27 protein-coding genes are annotated in these 25200 nt (G+C 71.5%); 3 read left to right on the forward strand and 24 right to left on the reverse strand.

The features are described from left to right. Positions 1–35 precede the first annotated feature (35 nt). Genes VJ693_RS23585 through VJ693_RS23595 form a run of 3 tightly spaced genes read left to right on the forward strand, consistent with a single transcriptional unit; the run spans position 36 to position 2367 of the window. Complete coding sequence (locus VJ693_RS23585) at positions 36–812, forward strand: MipA/OmpV family protein (protein WP_324158310.1); 777 nt, start codon at positions 36–38, stop codon at positions 810–812. An 11-nt stretch (positions 813–823) separates the two neighbouring features. Beyond that, positions 824–1576, forward strand: a complete 753-nt coding sequence (locus VJ693_RS23590) for a lysophospholipid acyltransferase family protein (RefSeq protein ID WP_324158312.1) — start codon at positions 824–826, stop codon at positions 1574–1576. A gap of 2 nt (positions 1577–1578) precedes the next feature. Continuing rightward, positions 1579–2367 (forward strand): glycosyltransferase family 2 protein, encoded by a 789-nt coding sequence (locus VJ693_RS23595; protein ID WP_324158314.1) that lies wholly within the window; start codon positions 1579–1581, stop codon positions 2365–2367. Positions 2368–2380: 13 nt separating this feature from the next. Here the strand turns inward: VJ693_RS23595 and fabG are convergent, their stop codons facing one another. The 24 genes from fabG to VJ693_RS23715 all read right to left on the reverse strand — a co-directional run. Next, on the reverse strand, positions 2381–3112 hold the full coding sequence (gene fabG, locus VJ693_RS23600; RefSeq protein WP_324158316.1) for a 3-oxoacyl-ACP reductase FabG: 732 nt from the start codon (positions 3110–3112) through the stop codon (positions 2381–2383). Then, positions 3109–3588, reverse strand: a complete 480-nt coding sequence (locus VJ693_RS23605) for a hydroxymyristoyl-ACP dehydratase (protein WP_324158317.1) — start codon at positions 3586–3588, stop codon at positions 3109–3111. Before VJ693_RS23605 ends, fabG begins: the two co-directional genes overlap by 4 nt. After that, complete coding sequence (locus VJ693_RS23610) at positions 3585–4433, reverse strand: beta-ketoacyl synthase chain length factor (protein WP_324158319.1); 849 nt, start codon at positions 4431–4433, stop codon at positions 3585–3587. The genes VJ693_RS23605 and VJ693_RS23610 overlap by 4 nt, the downstream gene beginning before the upstream one ends. After that, positions 4430–5611 carry a beta-ketoacyl-[acyl-carrier-protein] synthase family protein gene (locus VJ693_RS23615; RefSeq protein WP_324158321.1) on the reverse strand — a complete coding sequence of 394 codons (1182 nt, stop codon included), beginning with the start codon at positions 5609–5611 and terminating at the stop codon, positions 4430–4432. The genes VJ693_RS23610 and VJ693_RS23615 overlap by 4 nt, the downstream gene beginning before the upstream one ends. Further along, positions 5608–6369, reverse strand: coding sequence for a class I SAM-dependent methyltransferase (locus VJ693_RS23620; protein ID WP_324158323.1), 762 nt, complete (start codon positions 6367–6369; stop codon positions 5608–5610). The genes VJ693_RS23615 and VJ693_RS23620 overlap by 4 nt, the downstream gene beginning before the upstream one ends. Continuing rightward, the gene (locus VJ693_RS23625; protein ID WP_324158324.1) at positions 6366–7199 is read right to left on the reverse strand and encodes a polysaccharide deacetylase family protein; all 834 of its coding nucleotides are present in this window, start codon (positions 7197–7199) and stop codon (positions 6366–6368) included. Before VJ693_RS23625 ends, VJ693_RS23620 begins: the two co-directional genes overlap by 4 nt. 47 nt (positions 7200–7246) lie before the next feature. Beyond that, positions 7247–9637, reverse strand: a complete 2391-nt coding sequence (locus tag VJ693_RS23630) for an MMPL family transporter (protein WP_324158325.1) — start codon at positions 9635–9637, stop codon at positions 7247–7249. After that, a complete protein-coding gene (locus tag VJ693_RS23635; protein ID WP_324158326.1) occupies positions 9637–10233 on the reverse strand; it encodes a LolA-related protein in 597 nt (198 codons plus the stop codon). The genes VJ693_RS23630 and VJ693_RS23635 overlap by 1 nt, the downstream gene beginning before the upstream one ends. Further along, on the reverse strand, positions 10142–11128 hold the full coding sequence (locus VJ693_RS23640; protein WP_324158327.1) for an acyl-CoA synthetase: 987 nt from the start codon (positions 11126–11128) through the stop codon (positions 10142–10144). Before VJ693_RS23640 ends, VJ693_RS23635 begins: the two co-directional genes overlap by 92 nt. Continuing rightward, positions 11125–11472 (reverse strand): hypothetical protein, encoded by a 348-nt coding sequence (locus VJ693_RS23645; RefSeq protein ID WP_324158328.1) that lies wholly within the window; start codon positions 11470–11472, stop codon positions 11125–11127. The genes VJ693_RS23640 and VJ693_RS23645 overlap by 4 nt, the downstream gene beginning before the upstream one ends. After that, positions 11469–12887 (reverse strand): AMP-binding protein, encoded by a 1419-nt coding sequence (locus VJ693_RS23650; protein ID WP_324158329.1) that lies wholly within the window; start codon positions 12885–12887, stop codon positions 11469–11471. Before VJ693_RS23650 ends, VJ693_RS23645 begins: the two co-directional genes overlap by 4 nt. Further along, a complete protein-coding gene (locus VJ693_RS23655; RefSeq protein WP_324158330.1) occupies positions 12884–13528 on the reverse strand; it encodes a hypothetical protein in 645 nt (214 codons plus the stop codon). The genes VJ693_RS23650 and VJ693_RS23655 overlap by 4 nt, the downstream gene beginning before the upstream one ends. A gap of 16 nt (positions 13529–13544) precedes the next feature. Continuing rightward, complete coding sequence (locus VJ693_RS23660; RefSeq protein ID WP_324158331.1) at positions 13545–13847, reverse strand: phosphopantetheine-binding protein; 303 nt, start codon at positions 13845–13847, stop codon at positions 13545–13547. A gap of 74 nt (positions 13848–13921) precedes the next feature. Beyond that, a complete protein-coding gene (locus tag VJ693_RS23665; RefSeq protein WP_324158332.1) occupies positions 13922–16261 on the reverse strand; it encodes a Tex family protein in 2340 nt (779 codons plus the stop codon). 74 nt (positions 16262–16335) lie between these two features. Further along, positions 16336–17109 carry a DUF2189 domain-containing protein gene (locus tag VJ693_RS23670; RefSeq protein ID WP_324158333.1) on the reverse strand — a complete coding sequence of 258 codons (774 nt, stop codon included), beginning with the start codon at positions 17107–17109 and terminating at the stop codon, positions 16336–16338. A 130-nt stretch (positions 17110–17239) separates the two neighbouring features. Then, complete coding sequence (locus VJ693_RS23675) at positions 17240–18154, reverse strand: SDR family oxidoreductase (RefSeq protein WP_324158334.1); 915 nt, start codon at positions 18152–18154, stop codon at positions 17240–17242. Between the two features lie 32 nt (positions 18155–18186). Further along, positions 18187–19866: an acyl-CoA dehydrogenase family protein gene (locus tag VJ693_RS23680; RefSeq protein WP_324158335.1), complete on the reverse strand. Its 1680-nt coding sequence runs from the start codon at positions 19864–19866 to the stop codon at positions 18187–18189. Next, on the reverse strand, positions 19863–20315 hold the full coding sequence (locus VJ693_RS23685) for a GNAT family N-acetyltransferase (RefSeq protein WP_324158336.1): 453 nt from the start codon (positions 20313–20315) through the stop codon (positions 19863–19865). Before VJ693_RS23685 ends, VJ693_RS23680 begins: the two co-directional genes overlap by 4 nt. Positions 20316–20318: 3 nt before the next feature. Further along, positions 20319–21338, reverse strand: coding sequence for an NADP-dependent oxidoreductase (locus VJ693_RS23690; RefSeq protein ID WP_324158337.1), 1020 nt, complete (start codon positions 21336–21338; stop codon positions 20319–20321). A 13-nt stretch (positions 21339–21351) separates the two neighbouring features. Next, on the reverse strand, positions 21352–21804 hold the full coding sequence (locus VJ693_RS23695) for a PaaI family thioesterase (protein ID WP_324158338.1): 453 nt from the start codon (positions 21802–21804) through the stop codon (positions 21352–21354). A gap of 4 nt (positions 21805–21808) precedes the next feature. Then, positions 21809–22600 (reverse strand): SDR family oxidoreductase, encoded by a 792-nt coding sequence (locus tag VJ693_RS23700; protein WP_324158339.1) that lies wholly within the window; start codon positions 22598–22600, stop codon positions 21809–21811. Positions 22601–22632: 32 nt separating this feature from the next. After that, positions 22633–24489: an acyl-CoA dehydrogenase gene (locus VJ693_RS23705; RefSeq protein WP_324158340.1), complete on the reverse strand. Its 1857-nt coding sequence runs from the start codon at positions 24487–24489 to the stop codon at positions 22633–22635. Positions 24490–24501: 12 nt separating this feature from the next. Continuing rightward, the gene (locus tag VJ693_RS23710; RefSeq protein WP_324158342.1) at positions 24502–24924 is read right to left on the reverse strand and encodes a PaaI family thioesterase; all 423 of its coding nucleotides are present in this window, start codon (positions 24922–24924) and stop codon (positions 24502–24504) included. Between the two features lie 8 nt (positions 24925–24932). Then, on the reverse strand, positions 24933–25200 hold a 268-nt coding region (locus tag VJ693_RS23715), incomplete at its 5' end, for a PaaI family thioesterase (protein ID WP_324158344.1).

The following is a 25200-nucleotide window of genomic DNA, read 5'->3' on the forward strand; positions in this document are numbered from 1 at the left end:
CGCTGCGCGCAGCCGCCGTCGCAGTCGCCTGCACGTTGCTTGGCGCTGTCGTGCAGGCCGAGGACCTGCCTGCGTGGGAACTGGGCATCGGCGCGGGCACCCTGTGGCTGCCCCACTACCGGGGCTCCGACCAGTCGCACCTGTGGCTGCTGCCGGTGCCGTATGCGGTGTACCGCGGCGAGTGGCTGAAGGCCGACCGCGACGGCGCGCGCGCCACGCTCTTCGAAAGCGAGCGCAGCGAGCTCAACCTGAGTCTCGCGGCTTCGGCGCCCACCTTCAGCAAGGACAACCGCGCCCGCGCCGGCATGGCCGACCTGGCGCCGACGGTGGAAGCCGGCCCGGTCTGGAACCTGACGCTCTGGCGCGACGACGCCCACCGCAAGCTCGACCTGCGCCTGCCCTTGCGCGCCGCCTTCACGGTCGAGTCGGCACCGCGGCACATCGGCTGGGTCGCGAACCCTCACCTCAACTGGGATCAGCCGCTGGTCGGCTGGAACGCGGGGCTCCAGGCGGGCCCGCTGTTCGGTGACCGCCGCTTCCATGCCTACTACTACGATGTCACTGCGGCCGACGCGGCGCCGGCCCGGCCGGCTTACCGCGCCGGCGGCGGCTACGCCGGCTGGCAGGCGATCGCCGCGATGTCGCGCCAGGTGGATGACTGGTGGATGGGCCTGTTCGTCAAGAGCGACCACATCGCCGGCAGCGCGATGGCCGACGGCCCGCTGGTGCGCGAGCGGCACCAGCTTTCGGCCGGCATGGCCGTGAGCTGGGTATTCGCGCGTTCGGGGCGCCTCGTGGCGGCGGAGCGTTGAGGCGCATGGCAATGAACCACTGGCTGCTTCGCCCGGCGATGCTCGGCCTGCTGTGGGGCCAGCTCCTGCTGCTGGGCCTGATCTCGCTGGGCTGGAACCTGATTGCGGCGGTCCTCTACCCGCTGCTGGCGCGCCGGCGCGGGATGGAGGTCGGCCGCGCCGGCATCTCGCACGGCTACGGCCTGTTCTGGACGATCGCCAACGCCTCCGGCCTGCTGAAGATGGACGCACACGCCCTGGACCCGCTGCGCGACGAGCCGGGCCTGATCGTCGTGGCCAACCACCCCAGCATGCTGGACGCGCTGATGCTGGTCGCGCGCCTGCCCCGCAGCGCCTGCGTGATGAAGGCGAGCCTGGCCCACAACCCCTTTCTCGGCCCGGGCGCCCGGCTGGCCCGCTATATCCGCAACGATTCGGCGCTGGGCATGGTGCGCCAGGCGGTGGCCGACCTGAAGAGCGGCGGGCAACTGGTGCTCTTTCCCGAAGGCACCCGCACCGAGCGGCGGCCGGTGAACGACTTCCGGCCCGGCTTCACGCTGATCGCCAAGCTGGCGGACGCGCCCATCCAGACCGTCTTCATCGACACCGACTCGCCCTACCTCGGCAAGGGCTGGCCGCTGTGGCGGCTGCCGCCGCTGCCCATCGAATTCTCGGTCCGACTGGGCCGCCGCTTCCTTCCGGCGGACGACCCGGCGGCGCAACTGGCCGAGATCCAAGACTACTTCGCCGAGAGCCTGAAGCCGTCCTCGCCTCCTGCCTGCTGAACATGCCGCCCGTGACCCCGGCCCCTTCGACCACCCACCTGGTGCTGATCCCCAGCTACAACACCGGCGCCACCCTGCTCGACACCGTGCGCGCCGCCCGCGCGCGCTGGGCGCCCGTGTGGGTGGTGGTCGATGGCAGCACCGATGGCAGCGCCGATCCGCTTCGGGCCATGGCGGACACCGACGCCGGGCTGCGCGTGGTGACGCTGCCGGTCAACCAAGGCAAGGGCGCCGCCGTGCTGCACGGGCTGCGCGAAGCGCAAGCCGCCGGCTTCACCCATGCGCTGACTATGGACTCGGACGGTCAGCACCCGCCCGACCTGATCCCCGACTTCATGGCCCAGTCGATGCGGCGCCCCGAGGCCATGGTCCTCGGCCGGCCGGTGTTCGACGCCAGCGCGCCGCTGCTGCGGGTGCGCGGCCGGCGTATCTCGAACTGGTGGACCAATCTCGAGACGCTCGGCGCCGGCGTGGCCGATTCGCTGTACGGCTTTCGCGTCTACCCGATCGCCCCCTTGATCGCGGTGATGGCGCGCCAGCCCTGGATGCGGCGATTCGACTTCGACACCGAAGCGGTGGTGCGCCTGGCCTGGCGCGGCGTGAAGCCGATCAACCGCGACGCCCCGGTCAAGTACCTGCGTGCCGACGAAGGCGGCGTCTCGCATTTCCGCTACGGGCGCGACAACGTGCTGCTGACGTGGATGCACACCCGGTTGATGCTCGAGTTCGTGCTGCGCCTGCCGCTGCTGGCCTGGCGCCGGGCCACCGGGAGGCCCCCGTTCCAGCCTTAGGAGGCCATGCCGGCTAGGCCATCCCGCCGTTGATCGAGATGACCTGGCCGGTGATGTAGCCGGCTTCGGCACTGGCCAGGAAGCCCACCAGCGCAGCCACTTCGTCGGGCGTGCCGGCGCGGCGGGCCGGCACCATCTCGGCCACGGCCTTGGGGTCGAACACCGCGTCGGCCATGGGCGACTGGATGATGCCGGGCGCCACCGCATTCACCGTGACGCCGCGCCCCGCCACTTCGAGCGACAAGGCCTTGGTGGCACTGTTGAGCGCCCCCTTGGCCGCCGCGTAGTTCACCTGGCCGCGGTTGCCCATCAGCGCGGCCACCGACGAGATGTTGATCACGCGGCCCCAGCGGGTGCGCAGCATCGGCAGCAGCAGCGGGCGCGTCACGTGAAAGAAGCCATGCAGCGACACGTCGATCACGCGGTGCCATTGCTCGGCGCGCATCGCCGGGAAGACGGCGTCGTCGTGCACCCCGGCGTTGTTGACGATGATCTGCACGGGGCCCTCGGCCAGCATCCGCTCGCAGGCGGCTTCAGCGGCCACGGCGTCGGTCAGGTCGAAGACCTGCACCGTCGCCTGCCCGCCGGTCGCGACGATTTCCGCGGCCAGGGCCTGGACGGCGTCGGGCCGCGAATTCGCGTGCAGCACGACGGCGGCGCCGTCGCGGGCGAGGCGCCGCGCAATGGCGGTGCCCAGCGCGCCGCTGGCGCCGGTGACGAGGGCGCGCTTGCCGGCAAGGCTCATGGTTGGCGTGGCGTCAAAGGCGTGTTGAGGACGACGGTCGCGCGGCCGCGCGCGAGCCAGTCGCCGGTGGTGGCTTCGGTGACCTGGAAACGGTACAGCAGCTGGCGGTTGTCGCCCGCCTGGCGCTCGGCCTCGATGCGCAGCGGCGCGTCGACATCGTCCAGCCGCCAGCGGGCCAACTCGACACCCCGTGCGCTGGCCAGGAAGCCGGGCACCGGCCCCGTGCCATCACCCAACGATTCGGCGCGCAGCGCGCCGTGCAGGGCCATGGCCTGCGCGGCGTACTCGATGGCGCAACTGGCCAGCAGGCCATGCGCGCTGCGCAGCGGGTGCGCCGCGTCGAGGTGGTTGTCGGCCAGGCAGACGATGCGCTCGTCGGACCACGACAGCAGGCTCTCGAGCCAGCACATCGCACCCTGGTGTGGTACGCGCCGGGCGATGCCGGCCGCGTCCAGCGTGGTCACGGCGGCCGTCACCAGGCCCCCTGCGGCGCCAGCGACAGCATGAGTGCCGGGCCGCCGAAGGCCGGCAGCACCAGCTCGCTCGGCTCGCCGCGGGCCAGCGCCTGCAGCAGCGGCAAGGCACGCGCTGCCGGCACCGAGCGGCGCAGCGCATCGAGGCCCGGATGCGCGCAATCGCTTTCGGCTGCGAGGCCCGCCGCATCGCCCCAGCGCAGCCGCAGCGATGCGCCGCTCGGCCCGGCAGGGGCTGGCATCACCGGCGTCAGCAGCAGCGCGACACCTACCGCGTCCATCATCGGCCGCAAGGCATGCAGCGGTTCGGGGTAGGCGATGTCCGACGCCACCAGCAGCACCGGCGCGCCGCCGGCGGCACACTGCGCCATGGCCTCCAGCAGACCGGCGGCGAAGCTGTCGTCGTAGGCACACAGGCTGGTCGACGGCGCGCGCGACTGGGTCGCGATGTGCCAGTAGCCGGCCGTGGCGTTGTGGACCGAGTTGGTGAAGCGCGTGGGCGAGACCGCGCGTTCGGGCAGGGCCAGGGCTTCGCACAGTGCATGGCAGTTCACCGGATCGCCGCTCGACGAGGTGAAGACAGTGGCGACGCCTGCCGGGTCGAAGGCGTGGCCGGTGCGTGCCGATGCCATGGCCAGCGCCTCGTCGGCCACGGCGAGCGACAGCTTCACCACGCTGCCGCTGCGGCGCCGCTCGGCCGGCGGCAGGCGGGCCGGCGGTGGCAGCACGGTCGGCGCAACCGCCCAGCTGGCCGGGTCGCGAAGGCGGGCCGCGGCCTCGGCCCAGCCGGCCAGCCCCGGCGCCAGCAGCCCGACGCCGACGATGTTCACTTCCACCGGCGGGTTCATTCGGCGGCTCCGAAGACCAGGCAGACGTTGGTGCCGCCGAAGCCGAACGAATTGCTCGCGACGTGTCCGAGGCGGGCCTCGCGCGCCTGCGGCAGGTAATTCGCCACCAGCGCCGGGTCGCGCTGCTGCAGCGTCTGGCCACCGGGCATCAGGCCGGTCTGCAGGGCGAGCATCGCAATGCCCGCCTCCACCGCACCGGCGGCGCCCAGTGTGTGGCCGGTCGCGCCCTTGGTCGAGCTGCAGGGCACGCCGGGGAAGACCCGCGCCATGGCCTGGTCCTCGGCGGCGTCGTTGTTCAGCGTCGCGGTGCCGTGCAGGTTGATGTAGTCGATGTCGGCGGCGGCCAGGCCCGCCTGCGCCAGGGCCTGCTGCATGGCCAGCGCGGCGCCGGCGCCGTCGGGCAAGGGTGAGCTCATGTGGTGGCCGTCGCTGCTTTCGCCGACGCCGCGCAGCCAGGCCACCGGCGCGCTCGCCTCGCGCTCCAGCAGCGCGTAGGCCGCCGCCTCGCCGAGCGACAGGCCGTGGCGCTGGGCATCCCAGGGCCGGCAGATGTCGGGCGACAACAGCTCCAGCGAGTCGAAACCGTACAGCGTCGTCAGGCACAGGCTGTCGACGCCGCCGACGACCGCGGCATCGATCAGGCCCAGCGCCAGCAGCCGCGCCGCGCTGCCGAAGACCTTGGCGCCCGACGAGCAGGCGGTCGAAACCGACCAGGCCGGCCCCTGCACACCCAGCGCGGCCTGCACGAACCGCGCGAGCGCCGAGTTGTTGTGGGTCTCGGCATAGTGCAGATCGGGCGGCAACGCGCCGCTGACGGGGTCGCGCCGGCGATAGGCCTGCTCGGTCTGCAGAATGCCCGACGTGCTGGTGCCCATGAAGACGCCGACCCGGTGCGCACCCCAGCGCTGCACGGCCTGCTGCACGCGCGCGGCGAAGCCATCGGCCTGCATGCCCTGCCAGGCCAGGCGGTGGTTGCGGCAATCGAAGTCCGACAGCGTTGCCGGCAGCTCGACCTCATCGACCCCTTCGACCAGGCCCAGCCAGGCCTCGAAGCCGGCTGTCTCGAAGCGCTGCAGGCGCAAACCCGTGGCGCCGGCGCGCAGGGCCCGGTTGTGGGCGTCGATGCCACGGCCCAGCGCCGTGGTCAGGGTGTAGGCGGACACCGGCCAGCGGGTCATTCAATTCCTCCACCGGCGGCTCGCACATCGGCCACCAGCAACACATTGGCGAAAGGCGTGCCCTGGCTCATCGGCACGCTGCGAACGAAGAAGCCCAACCCATCCAGCAGCGCCACCCACTCGGCCAGGGGTCGGCAGAAGGTGGGCGGCACGCGGTGGCCGCGCGCCCGGGTCACGACCCGGTCGACCCATTGGCTCATGGCGAAGCGGTGCCGCTTCGAGGCGTCGCCAATGCGCACCAGCAGCCGGCCTTGTGGAGCGAGCGCCGCATGCACCCGCTGCAACAGCGTCGCCTGGGCGGCATGGGGAAAGTAATGCAGCACGTCGAGCATCACGACCACGTCGCTGGCCGGCAGGGGCGCCTCGCAGATGTCACCGCACAGGAACGAGGCACGGGTTTGCAGCGGCTCGATGGCCATCTTGGCACGCGCTACGTCGCGCGGCATCAGGTCGATACCGGTGTAGTGCACATTGACGGGTGCCGGCGCCCAGGCGCCGGGCCACTGCAGTGGGACGGCCGCCCGGTCCACCGCCGCCAGCAAGCTGGCCATCAGGCCCTGGCCGCAGCCGAGATCGAGCACGCGGGCCCCAGGACGAACGAGGCCCTGCTGAAGCACGGCGTGGAAGACGGGGTCCCAGCCCAGCTTGCCGCGCGCGAAATGCCAGGCAAAGCGGCCCGCGCGCCGGTAGGGCACGCTGGCCGAATGGTGCAGGTGCCGCCACGCCGGCCGGGCATCGGGCATCGTCCGGCGCGTCATGGGGCGACAGCGTCCGACAGGCGAACCATGCTCAGGCCGGCCGCGCGGCAGCGTTCGAGCAGAGGCGGCAGCACTTCCAGGATCACCGGCTGCCCGGTCGCCGTGCGGCGCGCATGGCCGTCGTGCAGCAGCAGGATGTCGCCGGCGGCCAGGCCGCGGGTCAGGCGTGCGAGCACCCGGCCGGCGTCAGCCTCGCGGGTGTCGAAGCCGCGCCGCGTCCAGCTCACCAGCGTCAGGCCCAGCCGCGCCAGCACCGGCGCGATGAAGGGATTGCGAAAGCCCGCCGGCGCGCGGAAGAACCGGGGGCGCTGGCCGGTGACCGATTCGATGATCCCCTGGGCGCGGCCGAGCTCGTGGGCGTACCCGCGCGGGCCGAGCAGCGAGAAATGGTGCCGGTGCGAGGCGCTGTGATTCTGGATGTCGTGGCCGCGGCTGACGATGTCGCGCGCCAGTACCGGATGCGCGGCCACCCTGTCGGCGATGCAGAAGAAGGTGGCCTTGGCGCCCGCAGCGTCCAGGGCGTCGAGCACCGCCGGGGTGACCTCAGGATCCGGCCCGTCGTCTATCGTCAGCGCGAGCTCGCGCCGGCCGGTCGCCTCGGCGGGCAGGCGGGCCAGGTTGGGCCCGAACCAGCGGCTTCGCGGCCACAAGGTCACGCAGACGATCAGCCCGTGGTTGGCCAGCACCGCCAGGGCGGCCGGCAGGGCCCAGCCCGGTTCGACCACGACCGTCGCCAGTGCCGCGGCATGGCAGGCAAAGGTGGCGCGAATGAAGGCCGAGGGGCGCCAGCGATTCGGAACGGCGGAACGGTGATCGAGGGCAAATGACATCGTCGGCAAGGCGGGCAGGCCGCCTTGGCAGGCGCGGCCCGAAATTGTCACACAGGGGCTGCCGCGCCCTGGCGCCCGGGCGTGAATGCTGCCGCAAGCAGCAAGGCCAGCGCGGCCCCCGGTGCCACCACCTGGCCGATCGCCGCCAGCGCCGGGATCTTCGAGCTGGCGATCAGGCCGAAGGACAGCACCGTCGTCAGGTTCGCCAGGCACATCGAGGCCAGGGCATCGTCCCCCAGCCGGTCCGGCGGGGTGTCGAAGAAAAGTGCGTAGTTGGAGCCCACCGCCATGACCAGCAGCAGGCCGACCAGGTGCAGCACGCCCAGCGGGGCGCCCAGCACGTGCAGCCCGCCCAGGCACAGCACCACCGCCAGCGCGAGCGGCACTGCCACCCGCGCGACCCGCCGTGCGCTGCGCAGCCAGGCCGCCAGCAGGCACAGCACGGCGCCGGCACCGAGCCAGGCCTGCCACATGGCCTCGCCCAGGTAGCCGCGGTACAGGCCGTCCAGCTCGGCCTTCACGGCCAGCACCTGCGCGCCGTCGATGCCGGCCAGGGCCTGCCTCAGCGCCTGGCTGTCCAGCGGCCGGTCGGGCGCCTCGTGCAGCGGCAACAGCGCCGTCCAGGCACCCTCTGTGGCGCCAGCCGGGGGGCCGATCAGCATCGAGCCGACCAGCGGCGCCAGCGGGCTGGCTCGCAGCGCCGTCCAGTCGAGCAAGGGCGACTGCCGCGCCTGCCCGACCTGGGTGAAGAAGTCTTGCGGCGACAAGGTGTCCAGCGGGCTGCCCGCGGCGGCGTCGCGCCACCGCGCGGCCAGGGCCGCCGGCTCGGGCAGGCTGGCCCGACGCGCAGCCTGCGTGGCCTGGCTGGGCAGCAGGCGCGTCGGCGTTTCGTAGCCGACGAGGCGTCCGCTGTCGACCCAGCCATCCAACCGCGCGGCGGCGGCCTCGGCGCCGCGCAGTGCGGCCTCCTGGCTGGGCGCGCGCACGATCACCAGCGTGCTGCTGTCGGAGCCGCCGATGTCGGCCCGCAGCTGGGCATCGAGCGCCAGTGCGGGCGCAGGCATGGGGCTCAGCGCGCTGAGGTCGCCGCGCCACAAGGGCCCGGGCGACAGCACCAGCGCCGCCAGCGCCGTGGCCGCGAGCGCCAGCCAGACCGGCCGGGAGCGCCTCAGTGGCCCGAGTGCACGGCGGCACCCGCGGCCCAGCGGCGCCCGCCAGCCGCGCGCGCCTGCCCCGTCGGGCTGCAGCACCGGCAGCACCCAGCGCGCCGTCAGCGCCGCCGCCACCAGGCCGGCGATCGAAAACACACCCAGCTGGGCCAGGCCCGGGAAGCCCGAGAAGGCCAGCGCGGCGAAACCGCACAACGAGGTCAGCAGGCCCAGCCGAACCGTGGGCCAGCTTTCGCGCTGCCAGGCCCGCCAGCCCTGCCCCGCTGCGGCGCCGCCGGCCAGGCCGCTGCGCGCCTGGATCAGGTAGTAGATGGCGTAGTCCACCGCTTCGCCGATCAGCGTGGTGCCGAAGCCCAGTGTCATACCGTGCACGGTGCCGAAGCCCAGGCTCACCGCCGTGATGCCGGCAGCCACACCCGCCAGGACCGGCAGCCCGGCCACGGCCACGGCCCGCAAGGAGGCAAAGGCCGCCCAGAGCAGCCCGCCCACCAGCACGGCGCCGGCGATCGACAGCCACTGCACCTCGCGCTCGATCTGCGCGCGGCTGTCGACCGCGAACAGCGGCGCACCGCTGAGCAGCAGCCGCAGGCCGGCCTGCGCCGAGGGGGCGAACGCGGCGCGCACGCGCGCGATGGCCGCAGCCTGCGCGTCCAGGTCGTCGCCCGGCGCCCGGGTGCTGGCCAGCAGCACGGCCCGCGGCGCCTCGCGCGAGACCCACACGCCCTCCTGCGAGCGCGGCGCCTGGGCCGGAATCAGGCCTTCGGCGATGCGCTGCGTCTCGCCGGTCGGGTCGCGCCCGAGCAGTGGCTTGACGGCCGCCCCGCCCGGCGTGCCCAGCAGCGACAGCGTCTCGTCGATGGCGTCGCGCAGGCCGGCCACGCTGAAGCGCTCGGGCGTCACGGCGGGGCTCAGCAGGTAGCGGTGGGCGACGATCCACTCGCCGCTGGCGGCCCAGTCACCGCGTTCGCCGTTCTGCACCTGCTCGAACAGGCCGCTGTCCCGCAACGCGCGGGCCAGCGCCTTGGACGCCTCGGCGCGCTGCGCCGCATCGGCACCTTCGATCCCGATCAGCAGCGTGCGGGCCGGCGCCCCCTGCCGAATCTGGTCGATCAGCACCTGCTGGCCGGGGTTCGGGCTGGCCGGCAGGAAGGCCGACATGTCGGCCGTGAAATGAGACCGCGCGATGACCACGCCGCACAGCAGCAGCGCGAGCAGCCAGCCGGCCAGCGGCAGGCGAGGCGGGCGGCCCGCGGCGGCGGTGTCGGCCATCAGCGGGCTGCAGCGCCGGTGGCGATCGGCTCGATCGTCATCAGCGTGCGGTCGCCGTCGGCCATCTGGATCTCGACACTGCGCAGTTCGCCGCGCCGGCCGGCCACGGTGATGTAGCTGAACTGGGTGGCCAGGCGCACGTCCTGCGGCTCCAGCTGCAGCGTCCACTGGCTGGTGCTGCCGTTGAGCGTCGGCTTGAACCAGTGGCGCAGCGCGGCGGCGTCGCCGTTGAGCGTGCCACGCAGGGCCTGCACCATCAACGCCATCTCGGGGACCGCGTCCAACGCCATCTGCCGGCTGCGGCCCGCGCGGGTCAGCGTGACCTGGTTGCCATCCACGACCATGGTTTCAGGCCGCGGCTCCAGCGTGCGGCGCTCGAAGCGGCTGGGCGCCGTGAAGCTCAGGGTGCCGCTGGCCTGCAGCGGTCGGCCCAGGCCCTGCACCTGGCGCTGCTCGACGAAGCGGGCCTCGCCGGAGCGCGTCTGGGCCAGCAACTGGGTGATCTCAGTCAGTTCCAGCGCGCGGGCGGGCGGCGCCAGCGTGGCCAGGCAGGCCATCGCCAGGCAAGCCAGCGGCGTCTTCTTGCCAGAAGTCATGGAAATTGAACCAGTTGAAGGGCGATTCGCGGCACACCGACTCGAGGCGCGACGCATAGGCCCGCACCGCCTGCCACACCTGCTCGTCGCGCGCGGCCGGCTCGGCAGGCACCACGCTGAAATCGGCCAGCGGCTCGAGGCAGATCCGGTAGTGCGCGCCGCCATTGTAGAGACCGGCCATGAAGAACACCGGGCGGCGCAGCACCTGCGCCAGCCGGAACGGCCCATCGGAAAACGGCGCCTCACGGCCGAGGAAGGGCAGCCACAGGGTCTTGCCCCGCTGGCCGCTGCCGGGCAAGGACCGATCGGCCAGCAGGCCCACCAGCCCGCCCTGATCGAGCCAGTCGCGGATGGCCAGTGTGGTGCCGCGCTGGCCCAGCGCGATGATGCGCATGCGGAAGTCCGGCGCGATCTCTTCCAGCGCCGCATTGATCAGCTGCGCGTTGTCGGGGTACATGACCATCGCGACCTCGAAGCCCGACCGCTGCCGCCCGACCGTCGCCAGCGCCTCGAAACTGCCCACATGGGCGCCGAGCAGAAACGCGCCCTGCCCGCCCGCCAGCGTGTGCGACAGCGACTCGGCACCGTCAACCTGCAAGTCGAAGCCCTCGCAGCGGTCGCGCAGGAAGTAGACCCGGTCCAGCACGGTGGCGGCAAACCGATGGAAGTGGGTCCATTGCTCGGCCAGCGTCGGCGGCCGGCCGAGCACACGCGCCAGGAAGCGCCGCGAATGCCGCCTCGCGGCGCCGCCGAAGAGCAGGAAGTAGGCGGTGATCGGCCACAGCAGCGCGCGCGCCGCAGCGCGCCCGCCGCGCAGCGCCACCCAGACGATGAAGCGAAGCGCGAAGCGGTTGCTGCGCTCGCGCGTGCGGCTCCAGTCGGCCGGCGCGTTCACGGGGCCGCCACGGCGCGCCACTGCCCGCGCACCGAGAGCTGGCCGCGGCAGTGCAGCTCGAAATCCACCCCGCCGGACCGTTGCGACAGCAGCACCTCGATCGGCGTCTCGCAGCCGGCCTCGGGCACGATGGCCGAGAGGAACTTGACGTTGTCGATGACCGGCGCCTGACGCAGCAGCGGGGCGAGTTCGTCGATGGTCCAGGCCGCTTCGAGCACCTCGGCCAGCAGCACGACACCGGGGAACACCGGCTGGCCGGGGAAATGGCCGGGCAGCGCGGGGTGCGCGCCCGACAGCCGGCGCTCGACGCGCCAGGTGCGGCCCTGCAGCGCGGGCGCGGTCATGGCCGGCGCGCCGCCTCGGCGGCCGGCAGGTGCTGCTGCGCAAACGCCCGCAGCGACTGCGCGGTCAGCTTGCCGGTGGCCTCGCGCGGCAGCGACGTCACATGAACGACCTTGCGCGGCACGAACGCCGCCTCGAGCAGGCCGCGCAGGCCGGCGATCACCTGGGCGGCCGTCAGCTCGGGCGCGACGACGAAGGCGATCGGCCGCACCACGCCCTCGACGACCTCGTCGGGCATCCAGAAGCAGCCGTCCTCGACGCCAGGCAGGCGGTTGAGCTGGAAGTTGAGAAAACCCAGCGAGCTGCGCTTGCCGGCCACATGGATCAGGTCGTTGGCGCGGCCCAGCAGCTGGAAGTGCCGCGCATCCTCGAGCTGCAGCACGTCGGCCAGCGGCGTGGGTTCGGTCACGTGGCCGCCCTGGACGATGAAGACCTCCTCGCCGTCCGCCCGGCGCTCGCTGTGCAGGCGCAGCTCGCCCAGCGTGCGCCAGGTCTGGCCCTGGCTGGTGCGCCGGCTGGCGACCTGGCCGGCCTCGGTGCAGCCATAGATCTCGACCAGCACGCCACCGAAAGCCTGCTCGGCCTGCAGGGCCAGCTGGGGTGACAGCGGCGCCGTGGCACTGAGCACCAGGTCGACCGGTGGCAGCGCCACGCCCGACAGCAACAGGGTCTTGAGGTGGAACGGCGTGGTCACCAGGGCCCGCGGTCGCGGCACGCGGGCCAATGCGTCGGCCATGTCGGCCGGGTAGAACGGGCGGCCGCTGTCCAGCGCTGCACCGCCGATCAGCGCCAGCAACACGGTCGACTCCAGGCCGTAGCTGTGCTGCGGCGGCACCGAAGCGACCAGGGTCAGGCCGCGCAGGTCGGGCTGGCCGATCGCCTCGGACAGGCGCTCGGCCTCCGCCGCGATGTTGCGCAGCAGCGGGCCCCAGCGCTTGACGTGGGGCTGGGGCCGGCCGGTGGAGCCCGACGTCAGCAGGCAGGCCAGCTCACCGTCGGGCGCCATGCAGGGAACAGGCGCCTCGCCATGCGCCTTGACGGTGGCGAGCACCTCGTCCACGCGCTGCCAGGGCATGCCGCCGGCCGGCGCCAGGGCCATGTCGTCCACCAGCGCGTGCGGCGGCAGGCCGGTGCCGTCGAGCGCCGCCAGCGTCTCGGGCAAGGCATTCGGCGGCAGCAGGCACATCAGCCCGCGCGACCAGGCGGCCGCCATCGCCACCGCGAAGTGATAGCGGTCGGTACACAAGTTGACGATGCGCGCGGCACCCGGCAGGCCCGCCGCCAGCGTGGCCACATCCGCCAGGAAGCGGCGCCCGCTCACCGGCACGCCCGCGCGCCAGGCCAGGGGCGCATCGAGCTCGCGCTGTGCCCACAGAGGCAGCAACGCGCTGTCGAACCGGTCGCCCGGCGCGTTCATGGCGCCGGGGCCCCGGCGGCCGCCGCCGGGCGCGTGCGGAAGGCGCGCATGGCCGTGGCGATCGACACCCGCTCGAACTCGGGGTGCAGCCAGTAGCGCACCCGCCACTCGGCGACCATCACCGCCGCGACCGCCAGCGGCGTGCCCACGTTGGCGAACAGCGACCAGACGTCCCACGACGCGGTGCCATACAGCAGCAGCGACAACGCCAACATGCAGAAGAAGTAGCCCGCCCAAAGCTGGGTGACCCGGCGCGTGTAGCAGTGCATGGCCTCGGGCATGTGCCCGCCGTGCACCCGCAGCGCGACGCCGGTGATCATCGGCACGGCCCCGCCGCGCAGGCTGATCGCGAACACGCTGCCCAGCGCGGCGTGGATGCCCACGTGCTGCAGCACGTACAGCCGGTTCACCTCGGCCACGCCACCGCGCCAGGCCAGCAGCACCACCGCGGCCAGGCCCGCGCCCATGGCCGCCAGCATCACCCATTGGCGGCGCGCCGCCGCATAGGCGCCGGCCGTGACCAGCAAGGGGCCCAGCAGCACGGCGACCGCCCACGGCGAGCCCGCCGCATGGACCATCGACCAATGGGAGAACACCGCGTAGGCGACGAGCGCCAGCGCCGACAAGGCCGGGCGCCACATCAGACGGCCCGCCCTGTCAGCGCGTGCGGTGGGCCGCCACGTGGGCGGCCAGGGTACGCAGCGACTGGAAGATCTGGTGGTTGCGCTCGTCGTCCGAGCGCAGTTCGAAGCCGTACTTGCGCGAGACTTCCAGCGCGAGTTCCAGGATGTCGATCGAGTCGAGGCCGAGGCCGTCGCCGTAGAGCGGGGCGGCCGCGTCGATCGAATCGGCAGCTTGTTCGAGGTTCAACGCGCTGACGCACAACTCGGCCAGCTCCCGTTCGAGGCTGGTCAGGTCAGGCGGACTGGCCGCCTGGTTCGCTGCATTGGCTGCTGTCATCGTCGTCGTCCCTCGGTGGCCTGGCTCGGCGCTCATTCACTCGAACGGTGCATTTTATGACGCCGGTCAAGGGCTCAACGGCGCTGAAGCTTGGCAAATGCCGCAGCCATCGCGCTTTCGGCGGGGGCCGCGGCGCCCGAGCGGCCGCCACCGCCGGCCCGTTCGCCGCGCGCGGCCGGGCGGAAGCTGTTGTCGCCGCGCTGGCCCTGCCCCTTCTGCGGCGGCGCGGAATCGAGTTTCATCGTCAACGAGATGCGCTTGCGGGCCAGGTCGACCTCGAGCACCTTGATCTTGACGATGTCGCCGGTCTTGACGACCTCGCGGGCGTCGTTGACGAACTTGTTCGACAGCTGGCTCACGTGAACCAGGCCGTCCTGGTGCACGCCCAGGTCGACGAAGGCGCCGAATTGCGCGACGTTGCTGACCGTGCCTTCGAGCACCATGCCCGGCTGCAGGTCCTTGATGTCCTCGACGCCGTCGTTGAAGCGCGCCACCTTGAAGTCCGGGCGCGGGTCGCGGCCGGGTTTCTCCAGCTCGGCGAGGATGTCCTTGACCGTGATCGCGCCGAACTTCTCGTCGGCGAAGGCCTCGGGCTTCAGCGCGCGGATCACGTCGCTCTTGCCCATCACCTCGGCCACCGGGCGCTGCAGCTTGTCGAGCATGCGCTGCACGACCGGGTAGGTCTCCGGGTGCACGCCCGTCAGGTCCAGCGGGTTGTCGCCGCCGCGGATGCGCAGGAAGCCGGCCGACAGCTCGAAGGTCTTGGCGCCCAGGCCGGCCACGTCCAGCAGCTGCTGCCGGGTGCGGAAGGCCCCGTTGGCGTCGCGCCAGCGCACGATGCTGTTCGCCACCGCGTTCGACAGGCCCGACACGCGCGCCAGCAGCGGCGCAGAGGCCGTGTTCAGGTCGACGCCGACCGAGTTCACGCAGTCTTCGACCACCGCATCGAGCGTGCGCGCCAGCTCGCTCTGGTTCACGTCGTGCTGGTACTGGCCGACGCCGATGCTCTTGGGGTCGATCTTGACCAGCTCGGCCAGCGGGTCCTGCAGGCGGCGGGCGATGGAGACGGCGCCGCGCAGCGACACGTCCAGATCCGGCAACTCCTTGGAGGCGAATTCGGAGGCCGAGTAGACCGACGCGCCCGCTTCGCTCACCACCACCTTTTCGATGTGGGTGCCCGGCGCGAGCTGCTGGATACGCTTGATCAGGTCGCCGGCGAGCTTGTCGGTCTCGCGGCTGGCGGTGCCGTTGCCGATCGCAATCAGGTTCACGCCGTGGGTCGCGCACAGCCGGCCGAGCGTGTGGATCGAGCCCTCCCAGTCCTTGCGCGGCTCGTGCGGATACACGGTGTTCGTGTCCAGCACCTTGCCGGTGTCGCTGACCACGGCCACCTTCACGCCCGTGCGGATGCCCGGGTCCAGCCCCATCACGACCCGCTTGCCGGCGGGGGCGGCGAGCAGAAGATCGCGCAGGTTCTCGCTGAAGACCTTGATCGCGACCTTCTCGGCCTCTTCGCGCAGGCGGCCGAACAGATCACGCTCCAGGCTCATCGAGAGCTTGACCTTCCAGGTCCAGGCCACCGTCTTGCGGATCAGCTCGTCGCCCGGGCGCTTGGCATGGCGCCAGCCGAGGTGGTGGGCGATGCGACCCTCGGCCAGCGTCGGCTGGCCGGGCACGATCTCTTCGTCGAGCACCAGCTTGGCGTCGAGGATCTCCTGCGTGCGGCCGCGGAACACCGCCAGCGCGCGGTGCGACGGCACGGTGCGGATCGGCTCGTCGTACTCGAAGTAGTCGCGGAACTTGGCTACGTCGGCGTTGTTCACGTCCTTGCCGTCCATCAGCTTGGACTGGAACAGGCCTTCCTCCCACAGCCACTCGCGCAGCTTGCCGACGAGCGCGGCGTCTTCCGCCCAGCGCTCGGAGAGCAGGTCGCGCACGCCGTCGAGCACCGCGTAGGCGTCGGCAAAGCCGGCGTCGGCGTTGATGAAGGCGGCGGCCTCGGCGGCCGGATCCAGCGAGGGGTCGGCGAACAGCTTGTCAGCCAGCGGCTCCAGCCCCGCTTCGCGGGCGATCATGCCCTTGGTGCGGCGCTTGGGCTTGTAGGGCAGGTAGAGGTCTTCCAGCTCCTGCTTGGTCGGCGCGGCCTCGATCGCGGCCTGCAGCTCGGGCGTCAGCTTGCCCTGCTCGTCGATGCTCTTGAGCACCGCGGCGCGGCGCTCTTCCAGCTCGCGCAGGTAGCCCAGGCGCGACTCCAGCTCGCGCAGCTGAATGTCGTCCAGCCCGTCGGTAGCTTCCTTGCGGTAGCGGGCGATGAAGGGCACCGTGGCGCCGCCATCGAGCAGCGCAACGGCCGCGTTCACTTGCGCCGGCCGAACCTTCAGCTCGGCGGCAATTTGCAACAGGATCTTTTCCAAAACCGGTTCAGGCAGTGCGAGAAAGCGCGGGAGTGTGCCAGAACCGGTCTCGGAAGAAGTGTGCTAATGGCGGCTCAATCGACCATGTCGCGATAGGCCCGCCAGCTCGCGTGGCCGAGCAGCGGGAAGACGACCACCAGGCCGAGCATGGCCGTCGCGAAGCCGAGGATCGTCAGGCCCGCGATCAGCACCGCCCAGACCGCCATCGCGGCCGGGTTGCGCGCGCAGCAACGCAGGCTGGTCAGCGCCGCGGTGATCACGTCGACCGGCCTGTCGAGCAGCATCGGCACCGTGACCACACTGAGCGTGAACACGACCGTCGCCAGCACCGCCCCGGCGCCGAAGAAGGCCAGCAGCAGCGCGCTCTGGCGGCCGCTGAACAGCAGGTCTTCGAGCAGGCGCGACGCATCCGGCGCGCTGCCGCTGTACAGCAGCGCGAACAACACCGCGGCCGCGCGCTCCCAGAAGATCAGCGCCACCGCCAGCATCAGGCCGAACAAGGCCACCGAGCCGGCGTTGTCGCGCCATGCGCGCAGCGCGGCGCGAGGGTCGATCGCTTGACCTTGGTCAAGCTGACGCGAGATCGCGTACAGGCCGATCGCGGCGAACGGCGCCACCAGCAGAAAGCCGCCGAGGTAGGCCGGCACCATGTAGGGCGCGCGCCAGACGAGCATCAACAACAGCACGCCCAGCACCGCGACGCCGGCACCGTGCGCGAAGCTGTGAACACCCGACTTGGCCAGGTCGCTGTAGCCCAGCCGCAGCCAGGCCAAGGGCTGGAGCGCCCTGACGCGCCGTATCGCGGGATGCTCGAAGTCGCCGTGCGACCGGTCGATCACATGATCCATGGCAGGCTCCTGGTTTCTCGAGCCAAGGTCTGTGGCCATGGACGTCGCCGGCGCTGGCTCGATTCGCCGGCGGCGCCGCTGGCGAAATCCTACGCCGCGCCGCGCCAGCGTGCCAGCGCTGCAGCGGTTTCTAGCTTCCCCGCAGCACCGCGCGCAGCTGATCGCCCAGCTCCGGCCGGTGGGCGAAGGGGTCGGTAGGGTTGCGCATCTTCATGATGTCCTCGAGCCGCACCGCCACCGGCGCCAGCGCGCGCTCGTTCGGGTGGCTGAAGACGTAGAAGCGCTTCGAGGCCATCGCCTCGAACACGAACTGCGCGACCTCGGCCGCGCTCACCTTGCCGCTGGCCACGGCCTTCTCGCCGAGGAGCTGCGCCGCCTTCTGGCTGGGCGTCATGGCGGGGCCGGCCTCGCGCATGCCGGCCGGGCGCGCGCGGTCGCTGTGGGCGATGCCCGTGGGCACGAAGTACGGGCACAGCACGTGCGCGTGCACCTGCCCCGTGACCAGCGCCAGGTCCTGGTAGAGGGTTTCGCTCAGCGACACCACCGCATGCTTGGTGATGTTGTAGGCGCCCTGGTTCGGCATGTTGACCAGGCCGGCCATCGACGCGGTGTTGACGATGTGGCCTCGGTAGGCCGGGTCGGCCTGGGCCGCCGCCAGCATCAGCGGCGTGAAGGCACGCACGCCGTGGGCCACGCCCATCAGGTTGACGCCCACGATCCAGTCCCAGTCCTTCACCGAGTGTTCCCAGATCAGGCCGCCGACCGACACGCCCGCGTTGTTGAACACGAAGTGCGGCGCGCCGAAGCGCTGCATGGTCGCGTCGGCCAGGGCCTGCACCTGCTCGGCGCTCGACACATCGAGCTGGAAGGGCAGCACCTTGGCGCCCAGGGCTTCGATCTCGGCGGCGGCCTTGGCAAGCGGCTCGGGCATCACGTCGGCCATCACGACGTTCATGCCCTCGCGGGCGGCGATGCGCGAGGCCTCGAGGCCGAAGCCCGAGCCGGCGCCGGTGATGACCGCGGTGCGGTTGGTGAAGTAGCCCATGGGTGGTCCTCGAATGTGCTTGGAGAAAGGCGTTACTGAATCGGGTTCGCGCGGGCGATCAGCGCATCGAAGGGCGCGGCGCGACCCAGGCTGCCGAAGGCGCCGAGGGATTCGCCGCGCGCCAGGCGCGAATCGCAGAAGGCCTCGAAAACGAAATCCGGCGCGTGCTGGCGCAGCAGCGCGGCCTGCACCGCGAGCGCCACGTCGCGCGAGAGCGCGCGGGCCTCGATCTCTTCGGTCAGGCCGTCCAGCCGCGCTGGCAGCCCGTCGGCCAGGCGGTCGAAGGCGGCGTGCGCGCCGCGCGCCGGTGCCAGCTCGGCCGCGAGCGCATCGGCCACCGGCCCGCCGCGCAGCGCGCGCAGCAGGTCGATCGCCATGATGTTGCCCGCCCCTTCCCAGATCGAGTTCAACGGCATCTCGCGGTAGATGCGGGCCATCACGCCCTCGCCCTGCTCTTCGACGTAGCCATTACCGCCCAGGCACTCCATTGCCTCCTGCGCGAAATGGCTGCCGCGCTTGCAGACCCAGAACTTGGCCACCGGCGTCAGCACGCGGCGCATGAGGGCCTCGTGGCCGCTCGGGTCCTGGCCGTGCTCGGTGCGGTCCACCGTGCGCGCGACGCGCAGCGCGAGCGCGGTCGCGGCCTCGCTCTCGAGCGCGAGGTCGGCCAGCACGTTCTTCATCAGCGGGTGGTGGGCCAGAGGCTTGCCGAAGGCTTCGCGCTGGCCGGTGTGGTGGATCGCGAGCGACAGCGCCTGGCGCATCAGGCCGGCGGTGCCGAGCGCGCAGTCGAGCCGCGTCAGCGCACCCATCGCCAGGATCTGCGGCACGCCGCGGCCTTCGTCGCCGACGCGCCAGCCGAGCGCCTCGCGGAACTCGACCTCGGAACTGGCGTTGGCGTGGTTGCCCAGCTTGTCCTTCAGGCGCTGGATCTCGACGCGGTTGCGCGCGCCCTCGCCCAGCCAATCCGGCAGCCAACGGGGGACGAGGAAGCAGCTCAGGCCACCGGCCGTCTGCGCCAGCACCAGGTGGGCGTCGCTCTGCGGCGCCGAGAAGAACCATTTGTGGCCCGTGATGCGGTAGCGCTCGCCCCAGGCGTCTGCGCCGTCGCGCTCGGCCCGCGTCGTGTTGGAGCGAACGTCCGAGCCGCCCTGCTTCTCGGTCATGCCCATGCCGAGCGTGACGCCGTTCTTGGCGGCCATCGGCAAGGGCCGCGCGTCATAGACGGGCGCGGTGACACGGGCCGACCAGTCGGCGTGCAACGCGGCGTTGGCCTTCAGCGCCGGCGTGACGGCGTAGCTCATCGACACCGGGCACATCACCGACGGCTCTGCCTCAGTGAAGAGCATGAAGCCGGCCGCGCGGCGCAGGTGGCCGCCCGGCCCTTCGGCCCACGGCGTGCCGTGCAGGCCGTGGCCGACCACGCTGGCCATCAGCGCGTGGTAGCTGGGGTGGAACTCGACCTCGTCGACGCGCCGGCCCTGGCGGTCGTGCGTGTGCAGCACGGGCTGGTGCAGGTTCGCCAGCCGCGCATGCGCCTGCATGCCGGCGCTGCCGACCGCCGCCCCGAGCGCGCGCAGGTCGGCCAGGTCCAACCCCGGCGCGTGGAAAGCGAGCGCCTCGCGCAGGGCGCGGTGGCCGTCGAACAGGTTCGCGCCGGCCAGCGGCGCGGCCTGGTTCGTCACCTCGTGCGTGGCGGTGGGTGTGTTCATGGCTGCCTCCACATCTCCTGGTGCGGGATGTTGTCTTCGAGGTAGGCCTCGCCGACTGGCACGAAGCCGAACTCGCCGTAGAACCTGCCCAGATGAGCCTGCGCGCTGATGCGGTTGCCGCGGCCCGGCCAGGCCTCGCTGCAGCGTCTCATCGCCTCGGCCATCATCACGCGGCCCAGGCCGGTGCCGCGCAGCGACTTGTCAATGACCACACGGCCGATCGAGGGTTCGTCGTACTTGAGGCCGGGGTCGACGACGCGCAGGTACAGCAGCAGTTCGCCGCTGTCGTCACGGCCCAGAAGGTGCCAGCTGTGCTGGTCGAGCCCGTCCGCGTCGAGGTACGGGCCCTGCTCCAGCACGAAGACCTTCTGCCGCAGGGCCAGCACGTCGTAGAGAGCCTGAAGCGTCAGGCCTTCGAAGCGCGTCCACTGCCAGTGGATCGGGGCCACGGCTCAGACCAGCTTCACGAGTTGCTTGCCGAAGTTCTTGCCCTTGAGCAGCCCGAGGAAGGCCTCGGGCGCGCTGGCCAGCCCTTGCGCCACCGTCTCGCGGTACTTGAACCTGCCGGTGGCGACGAGCGTGCCCAGCTCCTTCAGCGCCTCGGGCCACACCTCCATGTGCTCGCTGACGATGAAGCCTTCGAGCTTCATGCGGTTGGTCAGCAGCAGTTGCGGCAGCGCCATCGGGATCGGCTCGCCGTTGTAGCCGGCGATCATGCCGCACAGCGCGATGCGGCTGAAGGCGTTCGCGCGCAGCATCACCGCATCGAGGATCATGCCGCCGACGTTCTCGAAGTAGCCGTCGATGCCGTTCGGGCAGGCCTCCTTCAGCGCCTTGGACAGCGACTTCACGTCCGGGTGGGCCTTGTAGTCGATGCAGGCGTCGAAGCCCAGTTCGCTCACGACCTGCGCACACTTCTGCGGCCCGCCGGCGATGCCGACCACGCGGCAGCCGCGCGCCTTGGCGAGCTGGCCCACCGCACCGCCGACCGCACCGCTGGCCGCGCTGACGACCACCGTCTCGCCGGCCTTCGGATTGATGATCTTGACCAGGCCGTACCAGGCGGTGACGCCCGGCATGCCGACCGCGCCGAGGTAGGCCGACAGCGGGATGTGGGTGGTGTCGACCTTCTGCAGCACGCCGCGCTGGGTGGCGTCGACGAGCTGGTACTCCTGCCAGCCGCCCATGCCGACGACCTTGTCGCCGGCCTTGAAGTTCGGGTTGCGCGACTCGACCACCTCGCCTGCGGTGCCGCCGATCATCACCTCGTTGAGCGGCTGCGGCTGCGCGTAGCTCTTGGATTCGTTCATGCGGCCGCGCATGTAGGGGTCCAGGCTCAGGTAGTGGTTGCGCACCAGGACCTGGCCGTCCTGCAGCGCGGGCACGGGCGTCTCGACGAGGCGGAAGTTGTCGACGCTGGCTTCGCCCTCGGGGCGCGAGGCAAGCAGGATCTGGTGGTTCATCGTGGTCATGGGGTGGGTCCTTTCAGGGATTCGCGTCGTCGCCGCGCTGCAGCGGCTTGATCTCGCGGTTCTTCGCGGGCAGGGCCCGCACGTACTTGAAGGTGCCGGTGGCGTGGGCGCACAGGTGCCCCTCGCCATCGAGCACCGAGGCTTCGCAGAAGGCCAGCGTGGTGGTGCGCTGCAGCAGCTTGCCGACGGCGCGCAGCTCGCCTTCGGCCGGGCGCATGAAGCTGGTCTTCATCTCGATCGTGGCGACGCCGGGGCCGTCGAGGTGCTGGCTGCGTGCGGCCATCGCCATCGCGACGTCGAGCATGGTCATCAGCACACCGCCGTGGGCGACCTCCCACGAGTTCATGTGCGAATCGGTCAGGTCGACGCGCAGCTCGCTGGCGCCGCCGGCACAGGCGTGCAGCTCCAGCCCCAGGCGCTCGACGAAGGGCACCTTGACCGGGAATGGGATCTTTGTGCGACTCAAGCGCTCAGCCTCCGGTCAGCGCCGAGACGCCGCCATCCACCGCCAGGATCTGGCCGGTGATGTGCTTGCCGGCCGCCGACGCGAACAGCAGCGCCGCACCCTTCAGGTCGTCGTCGTCGCCCAGGCGGTTCAGCGGCGCGTGCGCGGCCATGGCCTCGGCGCCCATCTTCTCCAGCAGGCCCTTGGTCATCTTGCTCGGGAAGAAACCGGGCGCAAGCGCATTGACGGTGATGCCGTAGCGGCCCCACTCGCCGGCCAGCGCGCGGGTGAAGTTCACCACCGCGCCCTTGCTGGTGTTGTAGGCGATCGTCTGCATGGCCGGCGGGTTGCCACCCAGGCCGGCGATGGACGCGACGTTGATGATGCGGCCGCGACGGCGCGGGATCATGCTCGCGTTGGCCACCGCCTGGCTGAAGACGAACAGGCTGCGGATGTTCAGGTTCATCACCTTGTCCCAGGCCTCGAGCGGGTGGCTCTCGGCCGGCGCGCCCCACGTGGCGCCGGCGTTGTTGACGAGGATGTCGATGCGGCCCATGCGCTCCATCGTCTCGCTCACCACGCGCCGGGCATCGTCGGGCTGGCTGGCGTCCGCCGCGATCCAGCGCGTGTCGATGCCCTTGGCCTGCAGGTGGGCGGCCGCTTCTTCCAGGTCGGCCGCCTTGCGCGAGCTCAGCAGGATCTTCGCGCCGGCCTCGCCCAGGCTCTCGGCGATCTGCAGACCCAGGCCGCGCGAGCCGCCGGTGACCAGGGCCGTCTGGCCCTCCAGGCTCATCAGTTGTTGGATCGGGGTGCTCATGTCGGGTGTCCTCGGGTGAATTCGTTGCGGGGTCAGAACCAGTCGTCGTGCATCTCGCGGCAAACAGCCTCGCGGGTGCTCACGACGCCGAGCCAGGCGTCGACCAGCGGCAGTTCGTAGGCGAAGAAGTAGCGGCACGCTGCCCGCGCGCCCTCACGGCGCGCTTCAACTGCCTCGCCTTCGCGGCGCGCCGTCGCCGCCTCGCGCGCGGCCAGCGCCACGTCGAGCCAGATCCAGGCGATCACCACGTGGCCGAAGGCCTGCAGATAGGGCGTGGCGTTGGCCAGCGCCTCTTCCGGCACGCCGGTGGCCCAGGCGGCCTTGGTGGCCGCGCCCAGGCGCTGCACGGCCGCGCCGAGCTGGTTCGCGTGTTCGGCCAGGCCGTCGGCGTGGCCGGCGCGGGCGATCGTCTCGTTGATGCGCGTGGCCAGCAGCTTCAGGCCGGCGCCGCCCTGCATCACGACCTTGCGGCCCAGCAGGTCTAGCGCCTGGATGCCGTGCGTGCCCTCGTGAATCATGTTGAGCCGGTTGTCGCGCCAGTACTGCTCGACCGGGAAGTCGCGCGTGTAGCCGTAACCACCATGCACCTGGATCGCCAGGCTGTTGGCCTCCAGGCACCACTGGCTCGGGAAGCTCTTGGCGATCGGCGTCAGCACCTCGAGCAGCAACGCGGCTTCAGCCGACGCCTCGGGCGTGCCGGCGTGCTGCTCGTCGACCAGCCGCGCGCAGTACAGCGCCAGCGCCAGTGCACCTTCGCTGTAGGCCTTCTGCGCCAGCAGCATGCGCCTGACGTCGGCGTGCTCGATGATCGGCACCTGCGGGCGGGTCGCGTCCTTGCCGCCCTCGGCGATCGGGCGACCCTGCGGGCGCTGGCGCGCGTAGGCCAGCGAAGCCTCGTAGCCGGCATAGCCCAGCATCGTGGCCGCCATGCCCACGCCGATGCGCGCCTCGTTCATCATGTGGAACATGCAGCGCAGGCCCTCGCCGGGCCGGCCGACGAGGTAGCCGACCGCGCCGGCCCGGCCGCCCGGCTTGAAGCGGCCCTCGCCGAAGTTCAGCAAGGTGTTGGTCGTGCCGCGCCAGCCGCACTTGTGGTTCAGGCCGGCAAGCGCGACATCGTTGCGTTCACCGGTGAGCCGGCCCTCGGTGTCGACCAGCTTCTTCGGCACGATGAACAGCGAGATGCCCTTGGTGCCCGGGATCAACTTGCCATCCGGCCCGGGGATCTTGGCCAGCACCAGGTGGATGATGTTCTCGGTCAGCTCGTGCTCGCCGGCCGAGATCCACATCTTGTTGCCGGTCAGGCGATAGCGCGGGCCCAGCGGGTCGGTCTCGAAGGCGTCGCCGTCGGGCACGGCGCGGGTAGCCACGTCCGACAGGCTGGAGCCGGCCTGTGGCTCGGACAGGCACATCGTGCCCGACCAGCGGCCGCTGAATTCGTTGAGGGCGAAGATGCGCTTCTGCGCTTCGGTGCCGTGCGCCATCAGCAGGTTCGCATTGCCCACCGTCAGCAGGCCGCTGCCGATGCTGACCGAAGCCTTGGCGAAGAAGGCGTTGGCCGCCGACTCCACGGTGTAGGGCAGCTGCATGCCGCCGATGTCGTAGTCCTGCGCGGCGCTGAGCATGCCGGACTCGCCATACGCCTTCCACGCGTCGTGCGTGGCCTGCGGCAGGATGACTTTGTCGCCATCCGAACCTGACACGACGTGCGGCTCCTCGGTATCGACCAGTCGGTTGAACGGCGCGTACTTCTCGCGCGCGATGCGTTCGCAGGTGTCCATGACCTGCGCGAAGGTCTCGCGCGCGTGGTCGGCGAAGCGGGGGCGATCCAGCAACGCGTCGACGCGCAGCCAGTCGTGCAGCAGGAAATCGATCGTCGGTCTGAGCATGGCTCGCAAGTCCTATCGGTTCGTCGGGGTCACGGCCATCGTGGCCGAGGCCTTCATCACCAGCGTGCGCTGCCCGCCGTTCACGGCATAGACCTCGGCCTCGGTGAAGCTCAGCATGCGGCCGGGCTTGAGCACGCGCGCTTCACATTCGAGGCGCTCGCCCCGGCCGGCGCGCAGCAGGCTGGTCTTGAGCTCGGCGGTCAGCACCACACAGCCCTCGGCGGCCAGGGTCTGCGCCGCCGCGCCCATCGTGTGGTCGGCCAGCGAGGCCATCACCCCGGCATGCGCCTGGCCGGTGTGCTGCAGGTGGCGCGGCGCCAGCGGCAGGATCGTGCTGACCGTGCCCTCGCCCACCGCCACCGGCTCGACCCCGAGGTCGACCATGAACGGTGCCGCGGCGAAGAAGCGGCGCAAGGTATCGAGGTCGACGTTCATCGGTGAAATCAGCCCGGCGGGGCTTCGCCCATCTTCGTGATCGTTCCCTGGGCCAGCGCGCACAGCGTCTCTTCGTGGCCGCGCACCGCGTAGACCTCGCAGCGGCACACGGCCTGCGTCTTGCCGATGCCGATCGCCTTGGCACGCGCGACGAGCCGCTCGCCGGTCGCCGGCTTGAGGTAGTTGATCTTGTACTCGGACGTCACCACCGGCACGCGCATCGCCGTGCCGCCCGCGTAGGTCAGCGCGTTGTCGGCCAGGTAGCTGACGACGCCG

It is taken from the genome of Ideonella sp. (assembly GCF_035254525.1).
GTDB lineage: Bacteria > Pseudomonadota > Gammaproteobacteria > Burkholderiales > Burkholderiaceae_C > Ideonella.